The sequence below is a fragment of the Agarivorans sp. QJM3NY_29 genome (assembly GCF_050870835.2).
In the GTDB taxonomy this organism is placed as follows: Bacteria; Pseudomonadota; Gammaproteobacteria; order Enterobacterales; family Celerinatantimonadaceae; genus Agarivorans.
Genome location: NZ_CP194036.2, coordinates 317,083 through 333,181, shown reverse-complemented (window position 1 = coordinate 333,181; position 16,099 = coordinate 317,083). Strand labels below are relative to the sequence as shown.

Below are 16,099 nucleotides of genomic sequence, written 5' to 3'. Positions count from 1 at the left end.
GCTCGCGACAATTATGTTCTTAGATGTTACTCATGGTCACCGCATGATGAGCTTGCTCGGTGGCCTCTTCAAGCAAGCTAGGTGCCTTACTCTTATTCAGTGCGATTAACTCACAAAGCGGTGCTGGCAAATTATTCGCGACCAACTCAGCACTTAAACCGGCATCAAGGGCATGATGAGCAAAAATAGCTAAACGGATCAACACCGCTGGTTTTGATACTGGATCAAAATCCACCGGATTCAACTGCTGTTCGATGGCATCGGTAATCACCGGAGAGAAGTTCCAACGCTGCGCCAATTCACCACCGATCTGGGCATAATCTAAACCGAGAGTTTGGCGCTGCGCCGATACCCGAGTTTCTCCCGATTCTAAACTCAGCTCAATCAGGCCAGCTTCTTCTGGAGTCGCAATGGCAATCATCAGCTCACCAAAATTATGTAGCATGCCACAGGTGAAGGCTGTATCTGGATCAACATCGGTACATTTAGCGAGGGCTTGAGCCAGCATCGCTACGTACATCGCCTGTGTCCAAAACTGTTTTTGATCGAAGTTTTTATGCGGCATCATGCCGTTCAGTCCCGCCGCAACCACTAACGAGCGAACCCTTTTCAAGCCCAAGCGAATGGCAGCAGCCTCAATTGAATCAATTTGCTTGATCCCGCGGAAGGCGACCGAGTTAGCCATCTTTAATACATTCGCCCCGAGGGACTGATCGGTCGCAAGCTTCCTTCCCAAATGATGCAGGTCGACATTTTCATCGTTAATGCTCATCAGCAATTCCTGCATGATTTGCGGCATCACTGGCAGTTTCTTTACTTGCTGGAAAAAGGCTTCCAGTTCCATGTATGGCTCTCCCAAAAATAAGTGTGAAGCGCGCCCTGCTTTCACACCCCGATGACTCAAATATTAAGCCCTAATTCACAATCTGTAAGCTAGTGAAGGTTCAAATTGTTAAATTGACCCAAACTGAACATTATATAAACAGCTAGTTTGACCTGATAAATATGGAAAACATAGTGATTATTGCACAAAATGACAGGAAAGCTTGGGCCAAGGATAAGCTCGCGTCACAACATTTGTCAGATCAACGACTTACAAATTTAATTATAGAAAACAGAACTTTAGACTACAGCCATTGGTTAGATTGTTTAGGCGCTGAACAGCTGGTCGATTCCCAAGAATACCCCAGCGTTCCGCAAAACCAAATGATTAATAACACCTTAACGTAAGAAGCTCGCCGGAACAGGATCCTGCAATACCATCAAACGAATTTTATCTAACATCACCTGAAACCAGTTAAATTGTTGTAAATGTTCTTGCCGACTCATGCCAATGGTGCCTGCCATGAAGTTTCGCGTAAAGTTATAGAAATAGATACACACGCTAGTCAGCGCTTCATCATCCCAAGCGGACCCTTTTTCGACAAAAGATTGTTTTGCCTGAGTAATCATAATTCCCCGATACCAATCCTCTAGCGCCTTGAAGTCATTATCGTGGGTAAATAATTCATGAAAGCTGACTAACATCACAGCCGTCTCTGGCAACTCATTCACGCGACGCTGACCACTATCTGAGTAATCTTTAATACCGCCGGAAGCCAAATGAAAATTAGTTTCATCAAGCACCACCAGCACCTTATCAAACCATCGATGAGCTAAAGCAAAAAAGATCGACTCTTTATTCAGAAAAAAACGATATAAAGAGGCAATGTCAATCTCTGCATGCTGAGCAATTAAATTAGTATTCACCGCAGCCATGCCTTGCTCTCTAATTAGCGTTAATGTGCTATCTAAAATGTGCTCGACTAGTCGTCTAGTACGCTCTTGGCGTGGCTGCTTACGCATCGCCAAATGCTCAGGAACGACATAGTTTTCCATAATTACCTCTTTCTTCTATAAAAACAGCTCAACGACTGACAAAATTAAAATTAAGATTAAATAAAATATTCCTTAAAATATTTACAGCAGCTTATACTCCACCTCGCCTTACGAAACAACTGTGATTTAACTCATTGCGAGATAAGTTTAGTAAAATTGACAAACTTTATTCTCGACAATGTACGCATATATGCAACAATAACTATATATTTGATTTTTTAATCGAATTTTATAAATAGCTATTCGCGGAGAATACATTGGACCACTCGGCCGAAGATTTAGTTAGCTGGTTTCGCCAATCAGCCCCATATATCAATGCCCATCGCGGTAAAACCTTTGTCATCATGCTCAGTGGTGAAGCCAGCAGCAGTGCCAACTTTAGCAATATTATTCAAGACATTGCTCTGCTCAAAACTCTTGGCGTGAAAATCGTTCTGGTGTGTGGCGCACGCCCGCAAATCGACGCATTAATCCAAGCACATCACCACAGTTGTGAGTTTGCAGGCGAGCAGCGTATCACCGATGAGCGCAGCCTTGACATCATTAAACAGGCGGTCGGTCAGATCCAAATGGACATCGAAGCGCAATTATCGATGGGCTTGGTTAACTCACCTTTACATCAAGCACACATTAATGTGGTTCGTGGTAACTTTGTGGTCGCACAACCGATCGGCATAGAAGACGGCATCGACTTCCTACATACTGGTAAGGTTAGACGAATTAACCATCAAAGCATTAGGCGCCAGCTCGATCATGGTGAAATTCTCATGGTGTCACCGCTGGGAGTCTCGGTAACTGGCGAGTTGTTTAATATTTGCTCTGAAGATATCACCACTGAAATCGCAGTCGCCTTAAACGCCGATAAAGTCATCTATTTCTGTCCAGAACAAGGGATCCATGACGAAGACGGCCAACTAGTGAGTGAGCTACTTCCCGATGCCGCCAATCAACTGATGTGTTCTGAGGCGTTTCTCAAAGCAACAGATAAAGACACACTTCGTTATTTAGCGGCAGCCATTCGCTGCAGTGACCGAGGGATCCAACGTTGTCACCTGGTCAGCTATCAACAAGATGGCTCGCTATTAAACGAATTGTACACTCGAGATGGCAGTGGAACTCAATTGGTCCAATACAGTTACGAGCGAGTTCGCGAAGCAAAGCTGGATGACATTAATGGTATTATCGAACTGATCCGCCCCTTAGAAGAACAAGGTATATTGGTAAGGCGCTCTAGAGAATTATTAGAAATGGAAATAGAGCGTTTCACCATTGTTGAACGCGATGGCATGATTATCGGCTGTGCCGCGCTATATTTGTTTGCTGGCGAGAGTATGGGAGAGCTTGCTTGTCTGGTGAGCCATCCACAATATCGTCAATCTAGCCGCGGCGACCGCTTGCTCCAAGCTATTATTAAGCGGGCGAGAAGCAAAGGCTTAAATCAATTGTTTGTACTCACCACCAAAAGTATTCACTGGTTTAGAGAGCGTGGATTTTCGCCTGCCGATTTCAGCGACCTACCCGCAGAAAAACAGGCTATCTATAATTTGCAACGCCGTTCTAAGATTTTATTGATGGACATTACCGCTTAATCACACTCCGGGTCAATACCGCTCAAGGAAAATTGATCGGTATTGACTTAGAACATCAAACGCCTGCTCTTTCACCGCGATGAATGAATACTCGAACTGCAGCCATAAATGAACCACAGAAGCACAACAAATCCTAAGGTTAGACTTTCTCGCCTATTATTGGCTGCTGCACAAGCAGCTCGACCGGATTAAACTTCAACTCCGTGGCTGGCGAGGCTAACCATTTTTCAACATGCTCTGGCAAACAAGGCTTAGCAAAGCCAAAACCTTGAAACTGCTGACAACCTAAATGCAGCAATTGGTCGAGTTGCGCTCTTAGCTCAATCCCTTCCGCTAATACCTCAATATCGAGGCTGTCACACATGGCAATAATAGTTTTGACCATTTGTGCGTGTTTGCTATTTTGATGAATATTAACGACAAACTGTCGGTCAATTTTCAAGCGAGTCACAGGAAAAAGAACCAAGCGTGACAGATTAGAATAGCCGCTACCAAAATCATCAATAGTAATGGTGAATCCCCAGTTATATAGCACCTCAACCACTTCGCTGGCTCGCTTGGTACTCATACCTAAGGCTGACTCCGTTAATTCGAGTTCAATAAAGCGCGGATGGATCTTATACTTAGTCAAACGGTTCAATAAAAAAGTTACAAAATCAGCTTGTTCTAAATCTACCGCCGAAAGATTGATTGCCACCGATACTGGCGTTAAGCCCTTATCCAGCCATTCCCGGATCTGTTTGCAGCTTCGTTCGATGACCCAACGAGTAACAGCGACCACCAAACCGCGCTCTTCAGCAATCGGAATAAACACCGCTGGCGATACCGGGCCTAATTGCGGTGAAGTCCAACGTAACAAGGCTTCCAAACCAATCAGCTCGCCGCGTTGATTAACTTTCGCTTGATAGACTAAGTACAGCTGCTGTTGCTCACTCTGTAGCATATCCGCCAATACATCAGCGATTTCCTGACGCGCAAAAAACAAATTCATTTCCTGAGGGTTAAACACACAAGCATGTTTAGGAAACGCGTTGGATGAAGCGTAAATGGCCGCGCTAATCAGCTCGTTCGGTGTTTGCCCATGTTGTGGCATCAGAGCAATACCACACTTCACCTCAAACTTAATTGGCTTGTCCTCGAACATAAAACTGGCACACAAACTTTGGTGATGTAGATTCATCTTGTTTACAATTTGCTGCTGACTATCGCCAATGCAAATAAAACCCAAACTAAATTCGCCCACCCGCGCCACAGCCATGGGGGCAATAGGTAATTGACGTATAGTTTTAGCTAAGGTCTGCAAGGCTAAAGATACACCTGTTGAGCCACATTTTTGCTTAATATATTGGCTATTGGCCAACTCAACCACCACGATCGACAAGCCGGTGGTGTAACGTTCAATTAATCGCTCGATATGCTGCCGAAACCACATACTATTGGGTAAGCCAGAATAGGCATCCAAAGACTTCATCTGCTCGCTATTTTTTTGTTCCGACTCTAACTGTTTAGTGAGGGCAATTTGGCTCGATACATCTTCAAAACTCACCAAACTATAATACTTACGCGACATACTTTTCACGCTATAACGTAACGTGATATCAAACCCTGCTTGACTAAGATGAATAATGCCTCGTTTATTTGCCATATTGAGCTGGGGTAACAAGCGGCTAATGGTTTCACTTTTCTTTATCTGCTCGCTGTTCAGCTTAAATAAACGACTGGCCACCTGGTTGAAGTCGACCAAGCAACAATGTCGATCCAACATAATATGCGCATTTGCGGCATCGGCAAACAAGGAGCGGTATAGATCATGATGCATCGATAAAGCTTCATTTTTAAATCTCTGTTGCTTGCCAAGCTTAGCTGCGGCGGCAATGGTTCGGGCAGCCGCTAAAGGTAAACAGATGTTAAACACCAAAAAAATCAAGCTATTTAAATACCAATTGGTATTTTCTAAAACAATATCAAAAGGAAGCCATTGGTAAAACGTAATCCCTTCGGCAGAAATATATAAGGGAAATAGATTAAATAGCATACAAGCTATCGCTGCTCGCATCCCCAATAAAACCAAGGCCACCATCGGTAACGAATAAACCACGATAGAACCGAATAACACCAAATGGGGATCAGAAATAAATAGATGAATACATATTCCAGAAAGGCCAATAGTCAGTAATAACAGCCACGAAACTTGATGATAATAACGCCAACTACATATTAACTGCAGGATAAGCAAGGTATAGAAAAATAGAGTAATGACAAAAATATGATAGTAACCAAGGGCATAAGCCACACGAGAACTATCAACGACAATCGCAGCAGTAAGAATCAGACAAGCGAGCAAAATGATCCGAAGTGCGCTAATTTTCCAATTTTCAATCACTGGATGGACTTGCTCACTATCGTCAAGCAACAGCCAAGCCTTTATCCATAAACCGACTGAACTAAGCAATCCCATTTCCCAATATACTAATTAATGACAAATTTACCTTACCCGATCCCTTCACTAATTCAACATTATTTTACTTGTGTGCTATCGCTAAAAAACAAAAAAAGGCTCCTTAAGAGGAGCCTTGAGAAGTAAACAGGAAAAGGTCGTTTATTATATTGCTAATCGAGCAAGAACAAACCTTTAGAAGTCGTAACGTACCGCTAAAGTAAACTCATCATCTGCACCGTCGATTTGATCAAGCGCGTAAGCAGCAACAACACGTGCTTGCTTGGTTAAGTCGTAACGACCTTCAAGCATCACCCGATCTTTTGCATCTTTATTCTTGGTATCATTCTTATCGTTTTGATAAACCACTTGGGCGCGTAATGCCTTGGTAAATTTGTAACCCAATGCGGCTTCTGTTGCTTTAAATTTATCATCTTTACCACGATAAGCTTCACGTTCGCTGTAGGCCGCCATCATATAAGCATTAGCAATTGAATAATCGGCACCAATAATCCATAAAGAACCATCTTTCACACCATCAGCACTGTTGTTTTGCGCACGATAACCAGCGCCAACATTTAGGCCAAAATCAGAGTTGTAAACTAATGATGCGCCATAAGATGAATCAGCCTTGATGCCGTTGGCATCAGATTGAGAGTCATTATTTTTAAGCTGGTAATCAGCAGTAATATTAATATTTGCGAAGTTACCTTGGTACTTCAGGACATTACTTAAACGCTTACCACCATTGTTTACGTAACCATATTGGTTCGTAAAAGAAACATCGGTGATATCACCAGAGATAGGGTCTAAAGCATCTTTTTGACGACCGTATGTGACTTTACCAAAGTCACCCCCCAAGCCCACGTAAGCTAGGCGTGTTTTAATATTGCCATTTTTATCATCGGTGGCATCGCCATCGGTAATGTCATGCTGTAATTCGTAACGAGCAATGGCATTCAAATTGCTGGTCATGGCCGATTTTAATTTCGCCCCGAAGCGAACATAGGAATCATTTTCACCATCTTGGCCGATATCTGAATTTTCGCTACCCGAGATGTAACCCGCATATACACGACCATAAATATCGACCGCATGCGTATCATCTTCGTATACTTTAGCAGCGTTAGCAGAACCAGCAGCGGCAGCAACCGCAAGTGCAATAAGAGTTAGCTTTTTCATTTTATTCCCTAAAAAATGTGAACTACATCAACTAAAAGTTGAGCAAATATTAGGGTTGACGGATGACAGGCAGGTGACTGAAAAATTAAAGATTTATGACATAGGAACCATTTATGGATAGATGTAAGCCATTGATAATAATAAACTTTACTGGAAACCCAGGTTTAAAAATGACTAGGTGGATAACGCCAGTCAACGGAAAACCATCGTGAATGCCTAATTTTGAAGCGAATAACAAACACTGCGGCTATAAAATTAAAGCAGAAAATCAGATTTGATTCTCTGCAGTTTCAATCTCCACATCACTCGCTATCGAACTTTAGTTCCAAGAAGAGAAAACAACGATTCAGCGCAGCAGGGCCTTCGAGTCGTCACGGTAAACGACTCAATAGGCTATGGTCCAAACCACTCAATGGGACGAATTAAATCGCCTTAAATTGATTACTGATCGCATCATAGTGATAACCAATACTTTCTAAGCGGCGCGACAAAGAGCGCTCCTCACAACCCAAGGTTAAGGTAAGGTCTTCTAAACTATGACATTCCAAACGTAATTTTTCATTCACGATGCCCAACAAAATACTCGCATCTAAGTTAAGCAAATAACTGGCGTCCATCATCGGCTCCTTTTTCGCAATGTACCTCTCTGTTTGAGCTTAGCCAAAAATAAAACAATTGATGCTGAACAAGTAAAAAATTATAGAATTTGAGCGAGAACAAGCGAATAAGAAGGGGCAAACAGGCCCTTAAGCCATGATTAACGAAGCCGACTGTTATTTAATACCGTTCAAAATGATCTGCACCGTGTGTCCATAAGAGGCTTATGGCTAACAGCCAGAGTGGCCTCTGGCTTCATCTATTATCAACTTAGCTTTAAAACTCAAACTGTTCGCGCATGAAAGCCTCATATTCATTACAACCACCAACATGCTTTTCATCAACAAAGATCTGCGGCACGGTTTCTACAGGTTTACCAACCGTTTTTTCTAAGTCTGCTTTAGAAATCCCTTCGGCATGAATATCGATATAACGAAATTTATAATCTTCATGTTTTTCACTAAGTTGTTCAGCAATCTGTTTAGCTCGAACACAAAAAGGGCAACCTGGACGACCAAAAATTACAGCAAACATTGTTAAACTCCATGAGAATAAGATGCGATCATACTATAACGGCTCAAACATAAATAAAAATTGTATCTTACTTTTACAGTGATAGGTCACGGCTATCAAAGCAACGATCTCACTTTATGGCAAATACTTAAGGCGAAGAAGTCATTCAAGCTGACGTATATTTGAGCGAGACTAAAAAGTACTGCCAACAAAAGCCTCCGTGTAATAAGCCTAGGCCTATATAATTAAACCAAGCACGAGACTTGGTTTAATTTGGGCGTTGGGTAAACACCTATTGGTTAGCGATTAAACGCCAAGGCTAGACTAACGGATCTTGATTTTATGTTTTTCTGCCTCCTCTAATTGGACTTTGGGTGCTCTGAGCATCAATAAACCATTGACTAACTCGGCGCTTATTTGATCTGCCTGAATAGACTTCCCGACATTGATACTGCGACTAAAAAAACCGGAGCGACGTTCCTTACGCAATACGTTATCGACATCAGATTGATGCTGTTCAGCTATCTTCGCTTGGATAGTCAACACACCACCCTCTAAGTCAACATCAATGTCGTCTTTCGCGACGCCGGGTAACTCAGCCACAAACAAATAACTATCATCTTTGTCGATGATATCGACACGCGGTTCAAAAAACCCATCTCGACTATTAAAAAAATCAGACCCGACAAGCTCATTCCAAAAATGGTCAGAATCAAACCAGCGGTCTCTAGGAACGAGTTTCATGTCAACCTCCTTAGTCACACGATTAACAGAACCGATCCATAGTTTAAATCTAGTCCATTACGCTAATTTTAGATAGGCCATAGATCTTGCAAAATAGTCAGATTTGATATGCCGCAAGTTGCGCAGAGACAGGGTAACCAAGAGAGAGTAATCGGTACGGTTTATGCCAATGATCCAGAGAGGCGTTCGCTTGCAAACAAGAGATAAAAAAAACCGCTAGGGATTAGCCTAGCGGTTTTTGATGTGAATAGCGTTATATTAAGTCACGAGTTAAAAGGCAACTACCAAAGTAGTTTACTCGGCCGCTTCAACATCTGAGTCGCATTCTTTTGCTTCCATTTCTTCAGTGATGGGCAGGCGGACAAAAAAGCCCTTGCCCGTGGCAAAACAACGCATCGTTGGTTGCTGTTCTTGTTCCATGATGGATATACCTCCTAAAGTTATTACAAGTGTAAAAAGACAAATTTTCGGTTCATTCTTCGTTATTGCCACTTGCGAAAGTAAGGCTAGCTAGTGAATAAAAATTACACAAGAAATAAAATGAAAAGCGCTTCCTTTGCTTATGATTTCTTGATCTAGCTCAGTCTTGCGGGGACTAATCTATAGGTTTTTTTCCAAAATGTGAAGTGCTAATTTAATAGGCTTCAATTTGCCCAAAACCAGCAATAAAAAAATACCCAATAAAAACAAAACCTTACAAATGCTAAGTGAAGTGTAAATCGACCAGAAACGCCCACTCCGGCAGTGCCAAGCACAACAACAGCAAACACTGCGGAAATTAAATCATGATGATAAAAATAAGAACAATTGAATCAATCACTTACTGTGAGAATACAATAAGCAGATAAGGTGTGAATAGATATTCACAAAAATCGTTACTAACAAATCAGACTTTAACAAAGTTCTGCTGTAAGCCCCTAACCAAAAGGGCTAACGCTTTTTCATACGAGTAATATCCATCAGTAACCATAGCGCCAAAATAACCGCTGACACGGAGGCACCATAATTGATATATATTTCGATATAACCCAGTAAAAAACTCACCAAAGGAAGTACAACAACTAGCAATAAGGCCAACAGCAAATAGCCCACAGGATCCCCCTTATTTTTTGTTGCTATTATATCGACTTGGGAATGCGGTAGAAAGCTTATTCGAAATAAGATTTCAACTGTAGTTGGACATAACCATCTTTCCAAACTGTCGTCTCTAAATGCGTTTTGCAAATTGCACATAGCATTCGAGTTGGCAAGCTTAAGTGACCCGATATACGGTTCCCTTTCACTTTAAAGAGCAAATTTTGCTGAGCTTGCCAGCGCACGCCTCCACGCCAACTAGAGCGCCATTGCGGCACTTGTTGGTACTGTAATAAGGCTTTTTGTTGATAATCCTGACTCGGTTCCAAGACTTTATTAGTTCGAAATGCGACCCTTTGTTGCTCTTGTAACCAGTTAATATTGCTAAATAAATCACCAGTAGATGGCGGCTGTTTCAATTGATTTTCGAGACTAAAATCAAACCCAACTTTAGATTGAGCCTGTAAGTTACTCGCCCACAATAATGCCGCTATTAATATCGATAATATAATACCCATAACCAGCTCTCCCCCGTGAATTAAACATTCAACAACTGACTATTCTTATGCAATGCTTAACCAACGACTCATCACCAAGAGGCTAATACCTATACTTAAGAATAGTTGACGCTACTGATTAGTGCTATTTTCATGCCAGTACGCTGCTCGCATTACATTTTCGCAACCTAATGCAACCTCCAGATAACACTCAAGACCTTGTTTGTTACAAAAGAGCGTCTACCATTGGCACTAACTTCAAGTTTTGTGCGAAGTTACTTGACTGTTGGCCCGTAGTTTTCTTTCATATCAGACCAAATGGATAAAATTCACCATTTGGCAATCGCTAACATTTATTCAATAAGTAAAAAGATGTTGTTAAATCGCAACTCTACAAAACAACCATTAGCAGGAACACACTATGCAAATCGGAATACCTAAGGAGATCTTCGACCAGGAGAGCCGGGTAGCCGCCACCCCAAAAACCGTGGAACAGCTATTAAAACTTGGCTTTTCTGTGGCAGTGGAAAGCGGCGCTGGAACAGCAGCCAGCTTTAATGACGAGGCCTATATAGAAGCAGGCGCAGAAATTGTAAGCACAGAGCAAGCTTTTCAAGCTGACTTGGTGTTTAAGGTGAACGCTCCGCTTGATGGCAGTGATAACAGCACCGATGAAATTGCCCTATTAAAGGAAGGCGCAACCTTAGCGAGCTTTGCTTGGCCAGCCCAAAATCCAGAGTTACTTGAGAAATTTAAAGCCGCAAAAGTAAACCTGCTGGCGATGGACATGGTGCCACGGATATCTCGCGCTCAATCTCTTGATGCTCGTAGCTCGTTGGCCAACGTTGATGGTTATCGCGCAGTCATCGAAGCGGCCAACCATTTTGGTCGTTTTTTTACCGGTCAAATCACCGCCGCAGGTAAGGTTCCCCCTGCAAAGGTATTAATTATTGGTGCTGGCGTCGCGGGCTTGGCCGCCATCGGCACAGCAGGTAGTCTAGGAGCGATTGTACGTGCCTTCGACACCCGTCCTGAGGTGAAAGAGCAGATCAATTCGATGGGCGCCGAATTCCTCGAACTTGAATACGAAGAAGAAGACACTGGCAGTGGTGACGGTTACGCTAAAGAAATGAGCGCCGCCTTCATCGAAGCCGAAATGGCCCTATTCCGTGAACAGGCCAAAGACGTAGATATCATCATTACCACGGCTTTAATCCCCGGACGCCCTGCACCAAAACTTATTTTGGCCGACATGGTTGAGTTAATGAAGCCCGGCAGTGTAATTGTCGACTTAGCGGCTGCGACTGGCGGGAACTGTGAATTAACCGAACCCGGTGAAATTGCAGTAAAACACGATGTGACGATCATTGGCCTAACCGATATTTCGCGTCGCCTACCGGCACAAGCTAGCCAGCTATACGGCACCAACTTAGTCAACTTACTCAAGCTATTAAGCCCAGAGAAAAACGGCGAAATTAACATCAACTTCGAAGACGAAGTACTACGTGGTGTGACTTCAGTGAAAGACGGTGAGATTACCTTCCCACCGCCAGCCATTCAAGTCAGCGCTCAACCGAAAGCTGCCGAACCGACTCCCGTAGTCGAAGCAGTTGAAGAGAAACCCAACAAGCCATGGCTTAAGCCATTGATTGCAGCTGCCGGAGCGGCGGCGTTTGCTTGGATAGCCGATGCTGCTCCAAGTGACTTCCTACAACATTTCACGGTGTTTATGCTGGCCTGTGTGGTGGGTTACTACGTGGTATGGAATGTAAGCCATGCACTACATACGCCTCTAATGAGTGTCACCAACGCCATTAGCGGTATTATTATTGTGGGAGCCTTGGTGCAAATGAAAGCCGATACCTCATGGGTAGTTTTACTACTTTCAGGCATTGCCATACTGATTGCCAGCATCAATATTGCTGGTGGTTTTACTGTGACTCAGCGGATGCTGAAAATGTTCCGTAAAGACGTCTAAGGAGAAATAGTCACATGTCTCAAGGTATTGTATCAGCCGCTTATTTAGTCGCTGCCTTATTATTTATTTTCAGCTTGGCAGGCCTCAGTAAGCAAGAAACCGCTCAACGCGGCAACATCTTTGGCATCGTAGGGATGGTAATCGCGGTACTCGCGACCCTCGCCAGTACCCAAGTTACCGGTGGAAGTTGGATTATCACCATCGCCATGGCGATTGGTGCGGCCATTGGTATACGCTTAGCGCTTAAAGTTGAAATGACCGAAATGCCAGAGCTGGTTGCCATCTTGCACAGCTTCGTAGGTATGGCTGCGGTATTAGTTGGCTTTTCCAGCGCTATCGACCACAGCTCGTTAATTGACACTGTCACAGGCCTGATCGACCCTGTCGCCAAATCAATCCACGAAGTTGAAGTTTTCCTTGGCATTTTCATTGGCGCGGTCACCTTTACCGGTTCAGTGGTTGCCTTTGGTAAACTTCGCGGTTTGATCAGTAGTGCCCCTAAAGCGCTACCAGGCGCACACTGGTTAAACTTAGGCATGATTGTGGTCTCAATCTACCTAGGTAGTATCTTCATGGACTCAGAGTCAATGTGGGCGCTGGTGTTCATGACCCTCATTGCCTTTGTATTTGGTTATAACTTAGTGTCGGCGATTGGTGGTGCAGATATGCCAGTCGTGGTTTCAATGCTCAATTCCTACTCTGGTTGGGCTGCAGCCGCCGCAGGTTTCATGCTCGGCAACGACCTATTAATCGTCACCGGTGCTTTGGTGGGTAGCTCTGGTGCAATCCTGTCTTACATCATGTGTAAGGCGATGAACCGCTCATTTGTGAGCGTGATCTTAGGTGGTTTTGGCACCGAAGGCGGCACCGTGGTTGCCGATGTAGACCAAGGCGAGCATACCGAAGTTCAGGCCGAAGACGTCGCCGAAATGCTGAAAGAAGCCAACGAGGTCATTATTGCTCCAGGTTACGGCATGGCCGTCGCACAAGCACAATATCCGGTGGCTGAAATTACTAAGCAATTACGAGCGAAAGGCATTAAGGTTCGCTTTGCGATCCACCCCGTTGCTGGTCGTTTACCGGGCCATATGAATGTGTTGTTAGCCGAAGCCAAAGTCCCTTACGACATCGTGATGGAAATGGATGAAATTAACGAAGACTTCGCCGCTACCGACGTTGTTTTAGTGATTGGTGCCAACGATACAGTGAATCCTGCTGCGAAGGAGCCTGGTAGCCCAATTGCAGGTATGCCAGTACTGGAAGTATGGGATGCCAAGAAGGTGGTAGTATTTAAACGTTCAATGGCCACCGGTTATGCGGGTGTACAAAATCCATTATTCTTTAAAGAGAACACCGACATGTTGTTTGGGGATGCTAAAGAAACGGTACAGAAGATCCTTTCTCATATCTAAGCAGATAATGTGTTGATGAAACAAAGCCGCTCCTAGAGCGGCTTTTTTGATTGTCAAATCAAACACTGTTAATGATTCAATCATTATCGTTTGGTTTAAAATTATCAGCCAAAGGATTCAAATATTTTACGAAGAAATATCCGATAATTATGAATCTTCGCTAGACAGGAAGCTAAAGGACAGCATTAAGCTTTACTCCGCTAAATTAGAGCAATGCAAAGCGCAACCTATAAGGCCTGATTTTAACACTGATCCAATTCAACTCATCAAGCGAAGGCTTTCACTTCACTCTTTAATCACCATCATGCCCACGGAGTATCGCACTCAATCAGCGATGAAGTGGAGTACTAGGGAGCAGACGACTTGGGCGTAGCAAGTTTCCTTAGGCGCGTTGGTTGATGAGAAACGCAAGATTTAAGGGAATACGGGGTGACCTTTGTTCTGTGTACGAAGCTTTAGCCAGCAAAGCTTAGTATCGCCGTCAAGGTGAAACCCAAACGCACCATAAAAACTAATGCGAAATAAGCCCCCCAAACCATAACAAAAAAGCTCCCGAGGGAGCTTCCAATCAATCACATCAAGCCAATCACCAAAATAGAACTTATGAGAATTTAGTTTCTTTCAGCTTTTGCGCTAATACACGACGTTCTGTCGACAATTCAGCATTTTTGATCGTATATTCATCCACGCGATCTTCATAGTCGCCACGCATATTTTCAATAATCAATTTAATTTCTTCGACACTCATACCCGCTTGAATGTAGTTACTTAGGTTATCGAGTAACTCAACTCGTTTGCGGTTATCGCGAATTTTTTTGTCCACATCGGCCATTTCACGCTTCAATTTGTTACGTCGACGACTCATAGAAACAAACTCCAAAACCAGCGCTACGTTTTCTACATTTTTGTTTTCCATTACTACTCCTAAGTGGTGAGAATTCACAAATGCACACTCTAAGCTTAACTTACCCGCTTAAGTTTTTTCAGCAACGTTTATTTCAACAAAAGTCTATTCGACTTTAGCTAGATCAAAATAATACCAGTGCTGAATCATCTGATAGGCGGCCCTGATTAACCACACAAACCAGTCCAATGTCGCTACCTGAGCGCAATATCATCCGTTACAAATAAAAATAAAGCTCCTCAAGGCGCTATATTTGGCTTACCACATCAAGTCGTCAGGCACTTGGTAATCGGCGTAAGGATCATCTTCGTCAATCACATCCTGACTAGGATCGTTGATCAGCACCACTACGTTTTCATCACGCTGGGCAACCTTTTCAGCCACGATCGTCGGTACCACTTGGTATGCCTCACCTAAAGTCACAATGGCTAAGCGACCGTTACTCAGTTGCTTGCGCAACTCTTCGGTGACAAAAATCTTTTTAATCACCCCGTTGTGAGTAAAGTTATAGCCTTCGTCTCCGCGCTTCCGATCAATCATATTCATTTCGATCAGCTGTTTAATTTGTGCGGCAACCGCTTTTTTTGCTTTTTCAGCATTTTGCTGCTGAGCTAATTCGGCATCCCGTTGCTGTTGTTCTATTTTGACTTGTTCAGCGGCAGCTTTCACTTCTTTAGCCAAAGTGCGTGATTTTTTATTGGTTTTACCGACTTTCTTAGCTTTTTTCTTGTCAACTAAACCTGCTTTAAGCATTTGCTCTTGCAGTGATAATTTGGCCATGAGAACTGAACTACCTTCACTAAGTTGGAATTAAAAATGGCGGTACCGCCGTAGTCCTGAATGATACGCCAAGCCACTTGTAAATTGAACCTTGAAGTCACTTAAACCAAACAAGCTATCGGCTTTAGGCGATCGGCTTAAATTCAACTCTGGCTCTTGATTTCGACTTAAGTTCATTACAAGAGCTAGAATTACAGAAATAACTGGCAGCCCCACAGGCTGCTAGCTTTTCTAACGCTGCGTCACAGTCTGGGCAATAGGCCAGCTTCTGATAATGCAGCTGACAACTTGCGCAATAGTATTGCCCATCCCAGTCCAGCGCTTTCCCACAATCGGGACAGTCATTATTCGCACTCATGATCGACTCCTGTTGAATTTTTCCGCCAATATATAGCATATGCCATTATTGGTAAATATGATCTTGGCAAATATTAAACCACTACAATACTTAAGCGAGCAGCAAGCAAGTTGAGCAAGCAAGTAATATTCATGAGAAAATTCATATATACTTCTT

Annotated in this window: 17 protein-coding genes; 4 read left to right on the top strand and 13 right to left on the bottom strand. The window is 43.3% G+C overall.

From position 1 onward, the window contains the following. Positions 1–19 precede the first annotated feature (19 nt). Positions 20–844, bottom strand: a complete 825-nt coding sequence (locus tag ACRRS0_RS01510; protein ID WP_432454969.1) for an HDOD domain-containing protein — start codon at positions 842–844, stop codon at positions 20–22. Positions 845–1,017: 173 nt separating this feature from the next. Between ACRRS0_RS01510 and ACRRS0_RS01505 the strand changes: the two genes are divergently transcribed. Continuing rightward, positions 1,018–1,230 carry a hypothetical protein gene (locus ACRRS0_RS01505; protein ID WP_432454970.1) on the top strand — a complete coding sequence of 71 codons (213 nt, stop codon included), beginning with the start codon at positions 1,018–1,020 and terminating at the stop codon, positions 1,228–1,230. Here ACRRS0_RS01505 and ACRRS0_RS01500 read toward each other — a convergent pair. Further along, on the bottom strand, positions 1,222–1,878 hold the full coding sequence (locus tag ACRRS0_RS01500) for a TetR/AcrR family transcriptional regulator (protein ID WP_432454971.1): 657 nt from the start codon (positions 1,876–1,878) through the stop codon (positions 1,222–1,224). The two genes, ACRRS0_RS01505 and ACRRS0_RS01500, sit on opposite strands and share 9 nt — an antisense overlap. A gap of 257 nt (positions 1,879–2,135) precedes the next feature. Here ACRRS0_RS01500 and argA point away from each other — a divergent pair, with 257 nt between their 5' ends. Continuing rightward, positions 2,136–3,467 carry an amino-acid N-acetyltransferase gene (argA, locus tag ACRRS0_RS01495; protein WP_432454972.1) on the top strand — a complete coding sequence of 444 codons (1,332 nt, stop codon included), beginning with the start codon at positions 2,136–2,138 and terminating at the stop codon, positions 3,465–3,467. A 139-nt stretch (positions 3,468–3,606) separates the two neighbouring features. Here the strand turns inward: argA and ACRRS0_RS01490 are convergent, their stop codons facing one another. From ACRRS0_RS01490 to ACRRS0_RS01455, 8 genes are all read right to left on the bottom strand, one after another. Further along, positions 3,607–5,919, bottom strand: a complete 2,313-nt coding sequence (locus ACRRS0_RS01490) for a putative bifunctional diguanylate cyclase/phosphodiesterase (protein ID WP_432454973.1) — start codon at positions 5,917–5,919, stop codon at positions 3,607–3,609. Positions 5,920–6,099: 180 nt separating this feature from the next. Continuing rightward, positions 6,100–7,086 (bottom strand): porin, encoded by a 987-nt coding sequence (locus tag ACRRS0_RS01485; protein WP_432454974.1) that lies wholly within the window; start codon positions 7,084–7,086, stop codon positions 6,100–6,102. A 422-nt stretch (positions 7,087–7,508) separates the two neighbouring features. Beyond that, on the bottom strand, positions 7,509–7,706 hold the full coding sequence (locus tag ACRRS0_RS01480) for a DUF4250 domain-containing protein (protein ID WP_432454975.1): 198 nt from the start codon (positions 7,704–7,706) through the stop codon (positions 7,509–7,511). A gap of 253 nt (positions 7,707–7,959) precedes the next feature. After that, positions 7,960–8,217, bottom strand: coding sequence for a GrxA family glutaredoxin (locus tag ACRRS0_RS01475; RefSeq protein ID WP_432454976.1), 258 nt, complete (start codon positions 8,215–8,217; stop codon positions 7,960–7,962). 303 nt (positions 8,218–8,520) lie between these two features. Next, a complete protein-coding gene (locus ACRRS0_RS01470; protein WP_432454977.1) occupies positions 8,521–8,940 on the bottom strand; it encodes an Hsp20/alpha crystallin family protein in 420 nt (139 codons plus the stop codon). A gap of 294 nt (positions 8,941–9,234) precedes the next feature. Then, on the bottom strand, positions 9,235–9,360 hold the full coding sequence (locus ACRRS0_RS01465; RefSeq protein WP_432454978.1) for a hypothetical protein: 126 nt from the start codon (positions 9,358–9,360) through the stop codon (positions 9,235–9,237). 510 nt (positions 9,361–9,870) lie between these two features. After that, positions 9,871–10,032, bottom strand: a complete 162-nt coding sequence (locus ACRRS0_RS01460; RefSeq protein WP_432454979.1) for a hypothetical protein — start codon at positions 10,030–10,032, stop codon at positions 9,871–9,873. A gap of 56 nt (positions 10,033–10,088) precedes the next feature. Further along, positions 10,089–10,532, bottom strand: coding sequence for a hypothetical protein (locus tag ACRRS0_RS01455; protein ID WP_432454980.1), 444 nt, complete (start codon positions 10,530–10,532; stop codon positions 10,089–10,091). 400 nt (positions 10,533–10,932) lie between these two features. On the opposite strand from ACRRS0_RS01455, the gene ACRRS0_RS01450 reads away from it, so the two are divergent. Continuing rightward, positions 10,933–12,489 (top strand): Re/Si-specific NAD(P)(+) transhydrogenase subunit alpha, encoded by a 1,557-nt coding sequence (locus ACRRS0_RS01450; RefSeq protein WP_432454981.1) that lies wholly within the window; start codon positions 10,933–10,935, stop codon positions 12,487–12,489. Positions 12,490–12,503: 14 nt separating this feature from the next. Then, positions 12,504–13,901: a Re/Si-specific NAD(P)(+) transhydrogenase subunit beta gene (gene pntB, locus ACRRS0_RS01445; protein ID WP_432454982.1), complete on the top strand. Its 1,398-nt coding sequence runs from the start codon at positions 12,504–12,506 to the stop codon at positions 13,899–13,901. Between the two features lie 601 nt (positions 13,902–14,502). Here pntB and ACRRS0_RS01440 read toward each other — a convergent pair. From ACRRS0_RS01440 to ACRRS0_RS01430, 3 genes are all read right to left on the bottom strand, one after another. Further along, positions 14,503–14,817, bottom strand: coding sequence for a DUF496 family protein (locus tag ACRRS0_RS01440; protein ID WP_432454983.1), 315 nt, complete (start codon positions 14,815–14,817; stop codon positions 14,503–14,505). 246 nt (positions 14,818–15,063) lie between these two features. Then, a complete protein-coding gene (locus ACRRS0_RS01435) occupies positions 15,064–15,585 on the bottom strand; it encodes a DUF2058 domain-containing protein (protein WP_432454984.1) in 522 nt (173 codons plus the stop codon). A gap of 124 nt (positions 15,586–15,709) precedes the next feature. Continuing rightward, positions 15,710–15,943: a zinc ribbon domain-containing protein gene (locus tag ACRRS0_RS01430; RefSeq protein ID WP_432454985.1), complete on the bottom strand. Its 234-nt coding sequence runs from the start codon at positions 15,941–15,943 to the stop codon at positions 15,710–15,712. Positions 15,944–16,099: the final 156 nt, after the last annotated feature.

What these genes read in the sequence shown, in the direction of transcription:
- ACRRS0_RS01485 (WP_432454974.1), bottom strand. Translation starts at nt 7,086, where the DNA reads ATGAAAAAGCTAACTCTTATTGCACTTGCGGTTGCTGCCGCTGCTGGT.
- ACRRS0_RS01450 (WP_432454981.1), top strand. Translation starts at nt 10,933, where the DNA reads ATGCAAATCGGAATACCTAAGGAGATCTTCGACCAGGAGAGCCGGGTA.
- ACRRS0_RS01480 (WP_432454975.1), bottom strand. Translation starts at nt 7,706, where the DNA reads ATGATGGACGCCAGTTATTTGCTTAACTTAGATGCGAGTATTTTGTTG.
- ACRRS0_RS01500 (WP_432454971.1), bottom strand. Translation starts at nt 1,878, where the DNA reads ATGGAAAACTATGTCGTTCCTGAGCATTTGGCGATGCGTAAGCAGCCA.
- ACRRS0_RS01470 (WP_432454977.1), bottom strand. Translation starts at nt 8,940, where the DNA reads ATGAAACTCGTTCCTAGAGACCGCTGGTTTGATTCTGACCATTTTTGG.
- ACRRS0_RS01465 (WP_432454978.1), bottom strand. Translation starts at nt 9,360, where the DNA reads ATGGAACAAGAACAGCAACCAACGATGCGTTGTTTTGCCACGGGCAAG.
- ACRRS0_RS01455 (WP_432454980.1), bottom strand. Translation starts at nt 10,532, where the DNA reads ATGGGTATTATATTATCGATATTAATAGCGGCATTATTGTGGGCGAGT.
- ACRRS0_RS01430 (WP_432454985.1), bottom strand. Translation starts at nt 15,943, where the DNA reads ATGAGTGCGAATAATGACTGTCCCGATTGTGGGAAAGCGCTGGACTGG.
- ACRRS0_RS01475 (WP_432454976.1), bottom strand. Translation starts at nt 8,217, where the DNA reads ATGTTTGCTGTAATTTTTGGTCGTCCAGGTTGCCCTTTTTGTGTTCGA.
- ACRRS0_RS01440 (WP_432454983.1), bottom strand. Translation starts at nt 14,817, where the DNA reads ATGGAAAACAAAAATGTAGAAAACGTAGCGCTGGTTTTGGAGTTTGTT.
- pntB (WP_432454982.1), top strand. Translation starts at nt 12,504, where the DNA reads ATGTCTCAAGGTATTGTATCAGCCGCTTATTTAGTCGCTGCCTTATTA.
- ACRRS0_RS01510 (WP_432454969.1), bottom strand. Translation starts at nt 844, where the DNA reads ATGGAACTGGAAGCCTTTTTCCAGCAAGTAAAGAAACTGCCAGTGATG.
- ACRRS0_RS01435 (WP_432454984.1), bottom strand. Translation starts at nt 15,585, where the DNA reads ATGGCCAAATTATCACTGCAAGAGCAAATGCTTAAAGCAGGTTTAGTT.